Origin of the sequence: Geomonas sp. Red32, assembly GCF_023652955.1 — a bacterium.
Classification (GTDB): domain Bacteria; phylum Desulfobacterota; class Desulfuromonadia; order Geobacterales; family Geobacteraceae; genus Geomonas.
In genome coordinates this window covers 993,555-1,009,137 of record NZ_JAKLOY010000001.1, presented here as the reverse complement: position 1 = coordinate 1,009,137, position 15,583 = coordinate 993,555, and the positions used below count along the sequence as shown (strand labels likewise).

Here is a 15,583-nt window from a genome sequence, read left to right as displayed (position 1 = left end):
GCATAAATACCCCACCTGCTGAGTGTTTCGGTATTTCCAAGGAAAAAATGAGGGGAAAAATAGCGGTTATTGCGGAAGGCCGGGCGTTTACGAGGAAAATGAAACCTTACATTCCGAGTTCTGGCAATGACGCTCGGGCATCAGGTAAAGCCGTGTGGGGAGATATAACGTTGAGTACGAAAAAAGCCGCCTCCACTGATGTGGGGGCGGCTTTTTTGTTAGATTCCCGCGAAGCGGGCGGCGATTTTTTTTAGATGTCGAGGTTGGAGACGTTGAGCGCGTTTTGCTCGATGAAGTCGCGGCGCAGCTCGACCTGGTCTCCCATGAGGACGGTGAAGATATCCTCGGCAGCCACCGCGTCCTCGATCTTCACCTGCAACAGCACACGGTTCTCCTGGTGCATGGTGGTCTCCCAGAGCTGCTCGGGGTTCATCTCGCCGAGACCTTTGTAGCGCTGGATGTAGAGACCCTTTTTGGCGGTATCGAGGAAGTAGGCGAGGATGTCCTCCTGGCGCTCGGTTTCGAAGACCTGCTTCTCCTCGGAATAGATGGTCGCCTTGCCGGTGGTGGTTTTCGAATCGCCGAAGATGGCGGCAACCTTCTTGTAGTTGTCCACCAGCATCCCGTACTCGTAGGAGTTGATCACCCCCACCACCTGATGATCGATCCTCACGCGGAGGTTGCCGAAGCTGAAGGTGACGTTCTGCCCCTCGATCACGCTGTACTCGGTCTCGGGGAAGGCGTCCTTGAGCTTGGGAAGCTGGGCCTCCAGGTCGGAGAACTCCTCGATCCCGTTCTTGATGTTGCCCTTGAGGAATATGCGCAAGAGCTGCTCGTTGATCCCCTTCTTGACCACCTTGTCGAAAAGGGTGTCGTAGTCGATCAGCTGGTTGAGGATCGGGATGATCTGCTTGCCGCGGTAGACCCGCTCGTCGCTCCCGAGCTTCAGGGTCATGTCCTCGGTCCCCTCCTCGAGGAGGTAGTTCTGCAGGGCCGCCTCGTTCTTGAGGTAGAGCTCCTTCTTGCCGCGCTTGATCTTGTACAGAGGCGGCTGGGCGATGTAGAGGTAGCCGCGCTCGATCAGCTCCATCATCTGGCGGAAGAAGAAGGTGAGGAGCAGGGTGAGGATGTGCGAGCCGTCGACGTCGGCATCGGTCATGACAATGATGCGGTGGTAACGGAGCTTGGCGATGTCGAAGTCTTCCTTGCCGATCGAGGTGCCGAGCGCCGAAATCAGGGTCCTGATCTCCTGGGAGGCGAGCATCTTGTCGAAGCGGGCCTTCTCGACGTTGAGGATCTTACCCTTGAGGGGGAGGATCGCCTGGTACTTCCGGTCGCGCCCCTGCTTGGCGGAGCCGCCTGCGGAATCGCCCTCGACCAGGAACAGTTCGCAAAGCGCCGGGTCCTTCTCCTGGCAGTCGGCGAGCTTGCCGGGGAGGGTGCCGACCTCGAGAGCCCCTTTGCGGCGGGTGAGCTCGCGCGCCTTCCTGGCTGCCTCGCGGGCACGGGCGGCGTCGATCGATTTCTCGAGGATCCGCTTGGCCATGGCCGGGTTCTCCTCGAGGTAGGTGGCAAGCTTCTCGTTGACCAGGGTCTCGACGTACCCCTTCACCTCGGAGTTGCCGAGCTTGGTCTTGGTCTGCCCCTCGAACTGCGGCTGCGGGATCTTGACCGAGATGACCGCGGTGAGACCTTCGCGGAGGTCGTCGCCGGAGATGTTCACCTTCACGTTCTTGAGAAGGTTGTTGGCGCCCGCGTAGTTGTTCATGGTACGGGTGAGCGCCGCCTTGAAGCCGATCAGGTGGGTACCGCCTTCGTGGGTGTTGATGTTGTTGGCGAAGGAGAAGACCTTCTCGTCGTAGGAGTCGTTGTACTGCATGGCGATCTCGATATCGACGCCGCTTCGCTCACCCTTGATGTAGATCGGGTCCGGGTTGACCGAGTTCTTGCTCCGGTTCAGGTACTCGACGAAGCTCTTGATCCCCCCTTCGTAGAAGAAGTCGTGCTCCTTCTCGGTCCGCTCGTCGTGGATCTTGATCCTGACGCCGGCGTTCAGGAAGGCGAGCTCGCGCAGGCGCTGGGAAAGGACGTCGAACGAGAACTCGGTGGTCTCGAAAATGGTGTCGTCCGGCATGAAGGTGATCTTGGTGCCGCGCTTCTTGGTCTCCCCCTCCTCTTTCAGCGGAGCGAGCGGTACCCCTTTCTCGTAGCTCTGGGTGAAGATCTTCCCGTTTCTGCGGATCTCCAGGTCCAGCCGGTTGGAGAGCGCGTTGACGACCGAGCTTCCCACGCCGTGGAGACCGCCGGAAACCTTGTAGGAGGTGTTGTCGAACTTGCCCCCCGCGTGGAGCACGGTGAGGACAACCTCGGCGGCCGACTTTCCTTCGGTCGGGTGCATGTCGGTCGGGATGCCGCGGCCGTTGTCCACGACGGTCACCGAGCCGTCCAGATGAATGACAACCTGGATGGAATCGCAGTAGCCGGCCAGTGCCTCGTCGATCGAGTTGTCGACCAGCTCGTACACCAGGTGGTGGAGCCCCTGCGAGGCGGTCGAGCCGATGTACATGGCCGGACGCTTCCTTACCGCGGAGAGCCCTTCGAGAACCTTGATCTTATCTGCCCCGTAATCGCCTTGATCTTCTGTCATCTATCCCCTCTGCTAGTTCAGTACGGTTCCTTCCTTGATACGGAAGGTTCGGTAATTATGCATTCCTTGATGGGAGACGTTGTCGAGCGAGGTGGTGGTGATGAACACCTGCATCTCCCGCTTGTTCAGGAACTCCATCAGGTTGGAGTTCCGCTCCCGGTCAAGCTCGCTGGTCATGTCGTCCAGTAACAACACCGGCGGCGCCTCGAAGGTCCGGGTGATGTACTCGATCTCCGCCATTTTCAAGGCCAGCACGAAGCTCCGCTGCTGCCCCTGGGATGCGAAGTGCCTGGTCGAGCGGCCGTCGAGTCCGAAGTAGAGATCGTCCCGGTGGGGGCCGATCGCAGTGGAGCAGCGGCGCCTCTCTTCGGCGGCGTGATCCTTGATGGCGGTGGCGAGCGCCTTGGCCGGATCGGCCTGGAAGGCCTCGTCGTCGACGCCGTGGAGGCGGTAGCTGATCCTGACCTCTTCGTCGTTTCCGGAGATCTGGGTGTAGAACCCCTGGAGGAGCTTCCCGATCTCGGCGAGGTACGCCTTTCTTCTCTCGATCACCGACAGCGCCGCCTGGATCAGCTGCTCGGTCCAGACCTCCATCCCGAAAGTTTCGTTGATCTTCAGGAGGGCGTTGCGGTTTTTCAGGATCTTCGCGTAGTCGTGGTACGCCTTGAGATAGTCGAGATCGCAGGTGAAGACCGCGCGGTCCAGGTAGCGGCGCCTTAAATCCGGGCCGCCCCGCACCATGGAGATCTCTTCCGGTGTGAAGACCACCACGTTGAGGTTGCCGAAGAAGTCGTCCACCCGGGTCGCAAGCTTGGCGTCGACCTTGGCTTTTTTTCCCTGTTTCTCCAGAAGCAGAGATATCTCGCGCCGGACCCGGTCCCGCTCGACCACCCCCTTGATAAGGGCGAAGTCGGCTCCGAAGGCGATCAATTCCGCATTCTTCGCCTGCTTGAAGGACTTCATGGTGGCGAGGAGGTAGATCGATTCCAGCAGGTTGGTCTTGCCCTGGCCGTTGTTGCCGTAAAACACGTTGAACTTCTCGCCGGGCTCGAGCTCAAGGTTTTTCAGGTTGCGGAAGGAACCGAGTTTCAGCTTGATGAGTTTCATCAGGTCCCTTCTGCCATTGGTGGGCCTACCCGCATATCTCCCTTCGTTATACCTTCGGCTTTACTGGTTCCACGTGGAACGTGGTCACCCCTTGCTACCACCACAATTTTCCATGATAACATGGGCAGCGCTTATTAAGGAACAAATTACTTAACGCCAATAGTTCCCGCCGTTAATCTAAGCTTCCCCCTCCCCTTGAGGGAGGGGGAAGGGGGGTGGGGGAAGCTTACGCGAGGAAAGGCCCGTCAACAGCAAATCCCCCCTGTCCCGCCTTCGCGCAAGGCTACGGTGGACAAGCCCCCCTTTAACAAGGGGGGGGCGCGTTACGCACCGCTTCTACAGGCGCATCGGCATGATGACGGCCATGAAGTCGTCTCCGTCGGCGGCCTTCATGATGACCGGGGAGAGCTCGTCTTTAAGCTTCAGCTCGACTTCGCGCTGCTCCATTACGGAGAGGACGTCGATCAGGTACTTCGCGTTGAAACGGGCCGAGATGTCGGTCCCGTCGTAGCTCACCTCGAGCTCCTCGCGTGCCTCGCCGAGTTCCGGATTGTTCGAGGAGATGATCATCTGCTCGGGATCCACGTCGATCTTGACCCCCTTGAACTTCTCGCTGGAGAGGATGGCCATCCTTTTCAAGGAGTGCAGGAACTTGTCCCGGCTCACCTGGACGATACGGTCGTTCTGGTACGGGATGACCTTCGTGTAGTCCGGGAACTCGCCGTCGATGAGCCGCATGACCACCACGGTGTTCCCCTTCTTGATGACCGCCGAGTTGTCCATGAAGCCGAGCATGATCTCGCCGGCCTCTTCCTCGACCATCTTCTTCAACTCGAAGATACCTTTCTTCGGGAAGATGACACCTTTGCCGAGCTCGGCACCGATGTTGCCGGTGAACTCCTTCTGGGCGACCGAGAGACGGTGGCCGTCGGTGGCGACCATCCGGATCATTGCGCTTCCGGCTTCCTCGACCGCCTTGATGAAGACCCCGTTCAGGTTGTACTTGGTCTCGTCGTAGCAGATCGCGTAGGAGGTCTTCTCGATCATGTCGGCCAGGATCTCGTTTTTGAAGACCAGGAAGTTCTCGTCCTTCACTTTCGGGAAGTACGGGAACTCCTCGGACGACAGGCCGACGATGTTGAAGCGTGCCTTGCCGCAGATGATTTCGACCCAGTCGTTGTCCTTGGTGGAGAAGTGGATCTCCTCGTCCGGCATCTCCTTCACGATCTCGTAGAGTTTCTTGGCCGAGACGGTGATCTTCCCTTCGCGGATGACGGTAGTCGGGTAGGAGCTCTTCATACCGACTTCGAGGTCGGTAGCAGTGATGTAGAGGAGGTCGTTCTGAACTTCAAGAAGTGCATTGGAGAGGATCGGCATGGTATTGCGCTTTTCCACGATGCCCTGGATTCTCTGGAGTGCCTTCAAAAAGATCTCTTTGCTTATCCTGAATTCCATGTCTCTCCTTTCCCCCCTCGCTTCTTTTATTATGTTTAATATATCAATTCAGTAGTAGTTGATAGGGCCTGTTGAAAAGTTGATAAGGCCCCTTACCTGTTGATTTGACTTGCGTTTATGATGAGGGAAACTCCGGGAACGAATCGGGAGTTTTGCCGGGTTCTGCACAGGCGGAGGGTCGAAGCCTTTCTTGGGCCGAGTTATCCACACTTATCCCGTGCTACATAAACAGCTTTTTCTTTATGTCTTCCACAGTCGACTTGAAATCTGCGTCGGCCGCCATTTGCTTCTCCACCTTCTTTACCGAATGGATGATGGTGGAGTGGTCCTTGCCGCCGAACTTGTCCCCGATCTCCGGATAGGAGGCCTTGGTGAGCTCGCGGCAGATGAAGATGGCAATCTGGCGGGGAACCACCAGGGTCTTTAAGCGCTTGTCCGATTTGAGCTCGGAAACCTTGATGCGGAAGTGCTCGGCCACCATCTTCTGGATCATCTCGACGGTGATGTCCTTGGTCTTCTCGACGATGATGTCCTTCATGACCTCGCGGGCCATGGAGAGGGTGATGGCCTGGCCGGTGAGGCTCGCAAAGGCCTCCAGGCGGATGAGCATCCCCTCGAGCTCGCGGATGTTGCTGGTGGCCCCTTCGGCGAGGAAAAGGGCAACGTCGTCCGGGAGGTTCACCTGGTGCATGTCGGACTTCTTTTTCAGAATGGCGACCTTGGTCTCCACCCCCGGCGGCTGGATGTCGGCGATCAGCCCCCACTCGAAACGGGACCTGAGGCGCTCCTCGAGACCGGGGATGTCCTTGGGGAACTTGTCCGAGGTGACCACGATCTGCTTGTGGGATTCGTAAAGGGCGTTGAAGGTGTGGAAGAACTCTTCCTGGGTCGCCTCTTTGCCGGCCATGAACTGGATGTCGTCGATGAGGAGCAGGTCCATCTTCCGGAACTTATTCCTGAACTCGTCCATCTTCTTATAGCGGAGCGAGTTGATCATCTCGTTCATGAACTTCTCGGACGAGTAGTAGCAGATCTTGGCCTTGGGGTTCTTCGCGAGGATGTCGTTGCCGATGGCGTTGACCAGGTGGGTCTTGCCCAGACCGACGCCTCCGTAGATGAAGAGCGGGTTGTAGTTGGTGGCCGGCTTGTTGGCGACCGCCTGGGAGGCGGCGTAGGCGAACTGGTTGCTCGGGCCGCAGACGAACGATTCGAAGGTGTACTTGAGGTTGAGGTTGCCGGCCAGGTCGGGCTTTTTCTCCAGCTCCTTGACCTTCTCGGCATCCTTGTCCTTAACTCTTTCCCTGGCGGCCTTCGGTTCCTTCTCGGCCTTGGGTGCCGCTTTCGCATCCGGCTTGGTCTCGGCGATGTGGAACTCTATCTGGTAATCGGTGGCAGTCACCGCGGAGATAGACTCCTTGATCATCGGGAGGTACTTGTCGGTGACCCATTTTTGAAAGAAGGAACTCGGTACTTCCAGGACTATGGTGTCATCGGTGGCTCCCATGTACTTCATGGGGTCGATCCAGGTGGTATAGGTTTGTCCGGTGAGTACTTTCTTAAGATTTGCCAGGGCTTCTAGCCAAACATTTTCCATGGAGAGAAACCTTTTTTGGATAGCTGTTTTGCACAGTCTTATCAACAGCTGTTGAAAATAAATATCGGCGAGGATTTCAGGTGCTTATGAGGTTTTGCACAGGATAAAACAGTGCTAATTTATAACAGCGGCAGACTAGCATTGACACCCCTATTTTGCAAGGCAAAACTTGGCCAGGGAAAAACACCTTGACATGGGTAGCTCTTTGTGTTTAAGTTCACTACTTGCCTTTAAAATCACTGTATATTACCACCCTTAAGGAGTCATAGAGATGAAAAGAACGTTTCAGCCCAGCAATACCTCCCGCAAAAGGACCCACGGTTTCCTGGTCCGCATGTCCACCAAAAACGGCCGCCTCGTTATCAAGAGGAGAAGGGCTAAAGGGCGGAAGCGGCTTGCCGTAGGCATCGCCACCAAGTAATTTCTCTTCTTGTCCGGATCATCTTTTTCCAAAGCGGAACGGCTGCGCCGGCGTCCCGAGTTTCTTCAGTTCAACCAGGGTGCCTCGAAACTGCACACTCCCCATTTTCTTCTGCTCTGGAAGGAAAAGGGGGATGGCACCCGGGTCGGCCTCACGGTAAGCAAGAAAGTCGGGAACGCCGTCGTTCGCAACTGGATCAAAAGAAGGCTTCGGGAGTTTTACAGGCAGAACAAGTCTCTTTTCCTGCAGGCCGACATTAACATTGTTGCCAAAAAAGGGGCAGACGTGCTTGACTATCACCAGGTCTCGGACGAATTAGCAGCCGCCTTCGGGCGGCTGCGTAAAAGACATGCTAACTAAGATTTTAATAGGCCTGGTTGTTCTCTATCAGAGGTACATCTCTCCGTTCAAGGCCTCTTCCTGCCGTTTCTACCCCTCCTGTTCGTCATACTCTTTACAAGCACTAGAAAAATACGGTCCACTCAAAGGGCTCTGGCTCACGGCCGCCCGGATTCTGCGTTGTCATCCATTCCACCCGGGCGGTTATGATCCGGTCAAGTAGTCCCTTCAGGAGAACTTAATGGAAAAAAGAGTCGTCATTGCGATACTGCTCTCCATCGCGGTAGTTTATGGTTACTCCGCGATTTTCCCCGCGCCCAAGGTGGCGGCCCCGGTAGCCAACCAGCCTGCTGCCGTTTCTGCCCCCAAGACCGGTGCCCCCGCAACCGCTGCCGCTCCGGCAGCCCAAGCGGCCACTCCCGCCACCCCCGTACCGGCAGCCCCGCAGGGATCCGCCACCGCGCGCGATATCACCGTCGACACCGACCTTTATACGGCGGTTTTTTCCACCCAGGGCGGCGGTCTGAAGAAACTCGTACTGAAGAAGTACAAAGAGACTCTCGATCCCAAAACCAGTGACATCGTGCTTGTCAACGAGACCACTCCCGACAGGTATACTTCGCTTTCCGATTCCCGCGAGTTCGGGATCACCCCCCAGACCGTCTACAATAGCACGGGCCAAAACCTCAAACTTGCCGACGGCTCCAAGGGAACTCTCGAGTTCACCACCGTCACTCCCCAGGGGATTCATTTCCGCAAGGTCTACAGCTTTGGCGGCAACGTTTATCACATCGGGCTGACCGAGGAGGTTCAGAACGGCGGGGCCGCCAAGATCGACGGCACCATTCACCTGCTGGCCAACGACCGTGTCATCGCCCACAAAGGTGAGAGCCGGTACGAGGTGTACGGCCCCTTCACTCTGGCCGACAACAAGGTGCAGACCGAAAAACTCGACAAGGTTCAGAAGTCTCCGCTGCAGTTCAGCAATGGCGTGATCTGGTCCGCCTTCTCCGAGAAGTACTTCATGGATGCCGTGATCGCCGACAACGGCAGTATCGCCAACGTAAGGATCACCCACCCGAACGGCGATACCCTCGTTCGCGATATCACATCCCCGACCGTATCCGTCGCTCCCGGGCAGACCGGCTCCGTCAACTACACTCTCTACTTCGGTCCCAAAGATCTCGACATTCTCAAAGCCCAGGGTCACCGTCTGGAGGAGGCCATCGACTATGGCTGGTTCGGACCGATCGCGAAGCCGCTCGTCTATGCCCTGAAGTTCCTTTATAATTACGTCGGCAACTACGGCCTGGCCATTATCATCATCACCTTCATTCTTAAGCTTCTCTTCTTCCCGCTCACCCATAAGAGCTACAAGTCGATGAAGGATATGCAGAAGCTGCAGCCGAAGATGACTGAGCTGAAAGAGAAGTACAAGAACGACCGCGACGCCATGAACAAGGCAGTGATGGAACTGTACCGGACCCACAAGGTGAACCCGATGGGGGGCTGCCTCCCGATGGTCATCCAGATCCCGGTATTCTTCGGCCTCTATCGGGCGCTCATGTACTCGATCGAACTTCGCCATGCGCCTTTCTACTTCTGGATCACCGACCTCTCCGCGAAGGACCCGTACCTGGTCACCCCGATCATCATGGGGATCACCATGTTCATCCAGCAGAAGATGACCCCGACCAACATGGACCCCGTCCAGGCCAAGATGATGCTGGCGCTTCCGGTGGTGTTCACCTTCATGTTCCTGAACTTCCCGTCCGGTCTGGTTATCTACTGGCTGGTGAACAACGTTCTCACCATCGCCCAGCAGTACTACATCAACAAGACGGTGAACGCGTAGGCGGCCCGGTTTCCCTTTTCGATCCTGGTTCCCCCGCCCCTTGAGGGAGTGGGCTTCGGGTAGAGGGTAGCCGGCAGGAGAAATAGTTACAGGCAAATCCCCCCTGTCCCCCCTTTAACAAGGGGGGGACCCTATTCCTAAGGAAAGGGGAGGGGGCAAAGGTAGGCGGTTTAGCATGTATGTGCGTGACACGATAGCGGCAATAAGCACTCCCGTAGGGGAGGGGGGAATCGGGATCGTCAGGATCAGTGGCCCTTCCTCTCTGGCGATTGCCCACTCCATCTTTAAAATGAAGTCCGACGGTGGCCTAAAAAGCCACCGTTTTTCTTATGGCGAGATTGTTGTACCCGCCACCGGAGACGTGCTTGACGAGTCGATGGCGGTGTACATGAAGGCGCCCAATTCCTACACGCGTGAGGATGTTGTCGAGATCCAGTGCCATGGCGGCACCCTGGTTGTCTCCAAGATCCTGTCGCTGGTGGTGGGGGAGGGTGCCAGGTTGGCAGAGCCCGGCGAATTCACCAAGCGGGCCTTCCTCAACGGGCGGATCGACCTCGTGCAGGCCGAAGCCATTATGGATGTTATCGCCAGCAAAACCGACGCCTCGCTTTCTCTCGCCCAGCATCAGCGGGAGGGGCTTCTTTCCAAGAGGATCGAGACGGTCAAGGAGGGGATACTGTATGCCCTGGCCTACGTCGAGGCGCTGGTCGATTTCCCCGAAGACGATGTCGATGTCGCCGTCGATACCGATGTCCTGGCCCGCGTCCGGCCTGCCCTGGATGAACTCGATGCCTTGATCTCCGGGTTCGAGGAAGGGCGGGTGATCCGTGACGGGGTCTCGGTCGTGATAGCCGGGAAGCCGAACGTCGGGAAGTCGAGTCTGCTTAACACCCTTCTGAAAGAGAAGCGCGCCATCGTAACCGCCGTCCCGGGGACCACCAGGGATCTCATCGAGGAGGTCGTCAACATCAACGGTCTCCCGGTCAAGCTTCTCGATACCGCCGGTATCCGGGATTCCGAAGACCAGGTGGAACAGGAAGGTGTAAGGCTAACACTGGAACGGATCCCCCGCGCCGACCTGGTTCTTTTCGTCGTCGACGGCTCGGGTGCCTTTACCGAAGAGGATGCCGCTATCCTGGAAGCGGTCGGTACCAAACCGATGATCGCCGTGGTCAATAAAGGGGACCTTCCTACCGTGGCGGTCCTGCCGGATTCCATACATGCTGTGGCGGTTAGTATCTCGACCGCAACTGGTAGTGGTATCCCCGAGCTTAGAAAGGCTATTGCCGATGCTTTCATGCATGGAAAGGCGGTCGATGGCCGCGAATTCGTCGCGGTATCCAAGGCCCGCCACCGGGACGCGTTGCTGAAGTCCCGTTTCTCCCTGGAGACGTTCATCGGGAACCTGGAGGCAGGCTTCACTATGGAGCTTTTGGCCATCGATCTTCGTGACGCCTTGGCTGCCGTCGGTGAGGTTACCGGGGAAACTACCGCCGACGATGTGTTGGACCGGATCTTCTCCAGCTTCTGTATCGGCAAGTAGCGGAATGTTTCACGTGAAACATTTTCACCTAGCCTGACACTAACCCTTTCCTTAAAGGGGAGCAGGCAGGCATAAAGGAGTGGGGCGCTGGAGTATGTTTCACGTGAAACATTTTTGGTCGTCTCATCTATTCCATACTTCTTTCCGCATTCTGGACTCTCGCTCCCTTTCAAGGGGAACGGTGAGGTGAGGAAAAGGTTGTATCCAGAAACAAACTTCGGAGTACGCACTTGATAGTCTACGACAAGCAATATGATGTCATTGTGGTGGGAGCCGGACACGCCGGTTGCGAGGCTGCGTTGGCTGCGGCCCGGATGGGGTGCTCGACCCTCATGCTAACCATTAACTTGGATGCTATTGCCCTCATGTCATGCAACCCGGCAATCGGCGGGTTGGCCAAGGGGCACCTGGTGAAGGAAATCGATGCGCTGGGTGGCGAGATGGGGCGTAATATCGATGCCACCGGTATTCAGTTCCGCATCCTGAATACCAAGAAGGGACCGGCCGTGCGTGCCTCCCGCGCCCAGGCGGACAAGCAGCAATACCGGCTCCGGATGAAGCAGGTGATGGAGCAGCAGGATAATCTCGACCTGAAGCAGGGTGAGGCGACCGCCCTTTACCTCGAGGATGGAGCCGTCGCCGGTATCGACACCCGCGGCGGTGTGAGGTATGCCGGCAAGACCGTCGTTCTTACCACCGGTACCTTTATGCGCGGCCTGATCCATATCGGCCTGGTGCATTATCCCGGCGGCAGGGCAGGGGATCTCCCCTCCATCGGCCTGTCCGATTCCCTCAACGCCTACGGTTTCGAGGTCGGCCGCCTGAAGACCGGTACTCCGGCAAGGCTTGACGGCAGGACCATCGACTTCAAGAGACTGGAACCGCAGTACGGCGACGAGCGGCCGATCCCCTTCTCGTTCTCCAATACCTCGATAGAGCAGCCGCAGGTCCCCTGCCATATCGCCTACACGAACCCGCGTTCGCACGAGATTATCCGCAGCGGCCTGGACCGCTCCCCGCTCTACGCCGGGATCATCGAGGGGATCGGCCCCCGGTATTGTCCTTCCATCGAGGACAAGGTGGTCCGCTTTCCGGAGAAGGACCGGCATCAAACCTTTCTGGAGCCGGAAGGGCGCGACACGGTTGAGGTCTACCCGAGCGGCATGTCCACCTCGCTTCCCATCGATATCCAGTGGGCCTTCTACCGCAGTATCGAAGGGCTGGAGAACGTCGAGATCATGCGTCCGGCCTATGCCATCGAGTATGATTACGTCAATCCGATCCAGCTGCACGCATCCCTGGAAACGAAGCTGGTGCGCAACCTCTATCACGCCGGCCAGATCAACGGGACTTCCGGTTACGAAGAGGCTGCGGCGCAGGGGCTCATGGCCGGTATCAACGCTGGCCTCAGGGTCCAGGGAAAGGAGCCCTTGGTACTTGGCCGTAGTGAGGCCTACATCGGGGTCATGATCGACGACCTGGTGACCCTGGGGACCAAGGAGCCGTACCGTATGTTCACTTCCCGGGCCGAATACCGGCTGCTTCTCCGGGAAGACAACGCCGACCTTCGTCTGCGGGAGAAGGGTCATGCCGTCGGCCTGGTGCCGGATAACCTCTGGAACGGCTTTGTCGCCAAGAAGGAGCTTGTGGCGAGCGAGCTCGAGCGGCTCGGTAAGCTGCGGTTGAGCCCGTCCGCCGCCGGGGAGGAGCTTCTGGAGGAGTGGCAGTTGTCCGGAATGCAGAACGCCATCAGCTACGAACAACTTCTCCGCCGCCCGGATTTCACCTGCCAGGAGCTGGCCCGCATCTATCCGGAGATCATGGAGCTTCCCGAAACGATCCGCGAGCAGCTCGAAATCCAGATCAAGTACAAGGGGTACATCGACCGCCAGCTCGAACAGGTCGACCGTTCGGCCAAGCTGGAAGGGACTCCCATTCCTGCCGACATGGACTACTCCGGTCTCTTGGGCCTCTCCACCGAGGTACGGGAAAAGCTCGCCAAGTTCCGCCCCGATACCCTTGGTCAGGCATCGCGCATCCCTGGCGTGACGCCCGCCGGGATCACCATTCTGTCGATTGCGCTGAAAGCCCGGAGTGCGAAATGAACCAGCGGGCCAAGGATCTGATGGTTAAAGGGGTAGGGGAGTTGGGCATTACGCTCTCTTCCGCTCAGTTTGCAGCTCTCGATCTCTTCGCTGAAGAGCTCAAAAAGTGGAACCGGAAGATCAACCTCACCGCCATTTTCGATGATGAGGGTATTGCGGTAAAACATTTCGTCGATTCTCTTAGCCTGCTGAAAGTGGTCACCGGTGGCAGAATGCTCGATATCGGCTCCGGTGGAGGCTTTCCCTGCATACCTGCCAAGATAGCTATACCCGGCCTGGAGGTAATCTCCGTCGATGCGGTAGTGAAAAAGATCAGTTTTCAGAAGCAGGCTGCCAGGCTTTTGAAGTTTGCAGGCTTCGATGCCCGGCATGTCAGGGCGGAAACTCTGACCGACGAATATGCCCAAAGTTTCGATTGGGTTGTCTCCCGCGCATTCTCCGAGCTTCCCTTGTTCGTATCCATGGCACTGCCAGTTTTGAAGGAGACCGGGACCATCGTGGCGATGAAGGGACGTAACGGTGCCGAGGAGGCTTCGGCGGCGGAAAATGAATTGGCCAAGATGGGAGCGCGGATCGAAAAGGTCATCGAGTTTCCGCTCCCCTGTTCGGACGAGCACCGCAGTCTCGTGCTGATCAGGAAAGGGTAACCCTCCTCCTCACCTCGACCCTCCCCTTAAAGGGAGGGTGCGCTTAGGGCAGCCGAGGAAAGTGACAGAGCCTGACGAAATGGGTGTCGTCAGAGTGAATTAGAGTCGCACCGTCATCAGGACATAGATAAGTCAAAGAAATCGGTTAAATTATATTAATCGAATGAGTGTGGTAGTCGAAATTGGACCAAAAACGGGGCAAATTCCCTTCCATAGTCAAAACTCTGCCTGCGGATTGTCTTAGGTTGAGAAATGCTGCTGTGTGGCAAATATGGAAGCCTATTTTTTAGGCAGATTCGCCCAGTCAGGTCCCCCAGGCCTACCGTCTCATGCTCTGCTGCAAGGCAAGAGGTAAGCGCGGCAAAACACTGTTAGAACGGAAGAGCAATACTTTTGACAACGCACCGGGTTCTATGTTAAAAACAAAAACTTTTATTGTTTACGCTCCAAATTTTAGATAGCTCGAAAGGGGAAGAACCAATGCATCATTTTCAGTACAAGGGTGACGAGCTTTACGCGGAAGACGTCGCGATCAAGGAGATCGTCGCCAAGGTAGGCAGCCCGGTTTACATTTACTCCCAGGCAACCCTTGCCCGTCACTTCAAGGCCATGGACGAGGCCTTCGCCTCCGTGCCTCATACCATCTGCTACTCCGTGAAGGCCAACTCCAACCTGGCCGTCCTGAAGAACTTCATCAACCTGGGCGGCGGTGTCGACATCGTCTCCGGCGGGGAGCTCTACCGTGCCCTGGCTGCCGGTGTCGATCCGAAGAAGGTCGTCTACTCCGGCGTCGGCAAGAGGGATGACGAGATCGAGTACGCCATCGAGAGCGGCATCCTCCTCTTCAACATCGAGTCGGAGCAGGAGCTCGACCGGATCAACGAGGTGGCAGGCCGTCTTGGGAAGAAAGCCGGCATCGCCATCAGGGTCAACCCGGACGTCGACCCCGAAACTCATCCGTACATCACCACCGGCCTCAAAAAGGCCAAATTCGGCATCAACATCGAGCGCGCCCTCGAGCAGTACGCCCGCGCGCAGAAGATGGCCAATATCGAGATCCTCGGCATCGACTGCCACATCGGCAGCCAGCTGACCAAGGTCTCCCCGTTCGTGGACGCTATCAAGAAGCTCAAGCGTCTCGTGGAAGGGCTTCGTGGCATGGGTATCAACCTGAAATATCTCGACCTGGGTGGCGGACTCGGCATCCAGTACAACGATGAGGAACCGCCGCTGCCCTCGGCTTACGGCGCGTCGATCCTCGAAGAAACCAAGGAGCTTGGACTGCATCTTCTGTTCGAGCCGGGGAGGAATCTTGTAGGCAACGCCGGCATTCTTGTCGGTAAGTGCCTCTTCACTAAGAAAGGCGAGGAAAAGAACTTCGTCATCGTCGACGCCGGCATGAACGACCTGGCCCGTCCGGCCCTCTACGGCTCCTTCCACGGGGTAAAACCGGTGATGAAGGATCAGGACGGCGTGCTGGTGGCCGATGTGGTCGGCCCGATCTGCGAGTCCGGCGACTTCCTCGTCAAAGACCGTGAAATTCCGAACTTCAAGCAGGGCGACCTGATAGCCTTCATGTCCGCGGGCGCCTATGGCTTCACCATGAGCAGCAACTACAACAGCCGTCCGAGAGTTGCCGAAGTCATGGTCTCCGGTGACAAGTTCGAGGTCATCCGCGAGCGTGAAACCATGGCCGACCTCGTGAAGGGCGAGAAGCTCCCGTCCTTCCTGTAACGGAGGAGTCCCAGGAAGTCCCCCTTAGAAAAAGGGGGATTTAGGGGGATTTGGTTTGGTCTTACAGAGGCAAATCCCCCCCTGCCCCCCTTTTTCAAAGGGGGGAGTTTTAGGTAGAAGTCTGCTTTAGTTCGGC

The 15,583-nt window shown here is 57.3% G+C and carries 12 protein-coding genes; 8 read left to right on the top strand and 4 right to left on the bottom strand.

Annotated features, from left to right (window positions below):
• Positions 1–250 precede the first annotated feature (250 nt).
• The 4 genes from gyrB to dnaA form a co-directional block, all read right to left on the bottom strand.
• Positions 251–2,647 carry a DNA topoisomerase (ATP-hydrolyzing) subunit B gene (gene gyrB / locus L4X63_RS04330; protein ID WP_250677358.1) on the bottom strand — a complete coding sequence of 799 codons (2,397 nt, stop codon included), beginning with the start codon at positions 2,645–2,647 and terminating at the stop codon, positions 251–253.
• A 12-nt stretch (positions 2,648–2,659) separates the two neighbouring features.
• A complete protein-coding gene (gene recF, locus L4X63_RS04325; protein WP_250677357.1) occupies positions 2,660–3,754 on the bottom strand; it encodes a DNA replication/repair protein RecF in 1,095 nt (364 codons plus the stop codon).
• A 336-nt stretch (positions 3,755–4,090) separates the two neighbouring features.
• The gene (dnaN, locus tag L4X63_RS04320) at positions 4,091–5,209 is read right to left on the bottom strand and encodes a DNA polymerase III subunit beta (RefSeq protein WP_250677356.1); all 1,119 of its coding nucleotides are present in this window, start codon (positions 5,207–5,209) and stop codon (positions 4,091–4,093) included.
• A 220-nt stretch (positions 5,210–5,429) separates the two neighbouring features.
• The gene (gene dnaA, locus L4X63_RS04315) at positions 5,430–6,803 is read right to left on the bottom strand and encodes a chromosomal replication initiator protein DnaA (RefSeq protein WP_250677355.1); all 1,374 of its coding nucleotides are present in this window, start codon (positions 6,801–6,803) and stop codon (positions 5,430–5,432) included.
• A 271-nt stretch (positions 6,804–7,074) separates the two neighbouring features.
• Between dnaA and rpmH the strand changes: the two genes are divergently transcribed.
• From rpmH to lysA, 8 genes are all read left to right on the top strand, one after another.
• Positions 7,075–7,224, top strand: coding sequence for a 50S ribosomal protein L34 (gene rpmH, locus L4X63_RS04310; protein ID WP_183360100.1), 150 nt, complete (start codon positions 7,075–7,077; stop codon positions 7,222–7,224).
• Between the two features lie 9 nt (positions 7,225–7,233).
• The gene (gene rnpA / locus L4X63_RS04305; protein WP_250677354.1) at positions 7,234–7,584 is read left to right on the top strand and encodes a ribonuclease P protein component; all 351 of its coding nucleotides are present in this window, start codon (positions 7,234–7,236) and stop codon (positions 7,582–7,584) included.
• Positions 7,574–7,786: a membrane protein insertion efficiency factor YidD gene (gene yidD, locus L4X63_RS04300; RefSeq protein WP_250677353.1), complete on the top strand. Its 213-nt coding sequence runs from the start codon at positions 7,574–7,576 to the stop codon at positions 7,784–7,786. The genes rnpA and yidD overlap by 11 nt, the downstream gene beginning before the upstream one ends.
• A gap of 18 nt (positions 7,787–7,804) precedes the next feature.
• Positions 7,805–9,418 (top strand): membrane protein insertase YidC, encoded by a 1,614-nt coding sequence (gene yidC, locus L4X63_RS04295; protein ID WP_250677352.1) that lies wholly within the window; start codon positions 7,805–7,807, stop codon positions 9,416–9,418.
• Positions 9,419–9,593: 175 nt separating this feature from the next.
• A complete protein-coding gene (mnmE, locus tag L4X63_RS04290; RefSeq protein WP_250677351.1) occupies positions 9,594–10,961 on the top strand; it encodes a tRNA uridine-5-carboxymethylaminomethyl(34) synthesis GTPase MnmE in 1,368 nt (455 codons plus the stop codon).
• 230 nt (positions 10,962–11,191) lie between these two features.
• Positions 11,192–13,066, top strand: a complete 1,875-nt coding sequence (gene mnmG / locus L4X63_RS04285) for a tRNA uridine-5-carboxymethylaminomethyl(34) synthesis enzyme MnmG (protein ID WP_250677350.1) — start codon at positions 11,192–11,194, stop codon at positions 13,064–13,066.
• The gene (gene rsmG, locus L4X63_RS04280; RefSeq protein WP_250677349.1) at positions 13,063–13,713 is read left to right on the top strand and encodes a 16S rRNA (guanine(527)-N(7))-methyltransferase RsmG; all 651 of its coding nucleotides are present in this window, start codon (positions 13,063–13,065) and stop codon (positions 13,711–13,713) included. The genes mnmG and rsmG overlap by 4 nt, the downstream gene beginning before the upstream one ends.
• Positions 13,714–14,193: 480 nt before the next feature.
• Positions 14,194–15,447 carry a diaminopimelate decarboxylase gene (gene lysA, locus L4X63_RS04275; protein ID WP_250677348.1) on the top strand — a complete coding sequence of 418 codons (1,254 nt, stop codon included), beginning with the start codon at positions 14,194–14,196 and terminating at the stop codon, positions 15,445–15,447.
• Positions 15,448–15,583 lie beyond the last annotated feature (136 nt).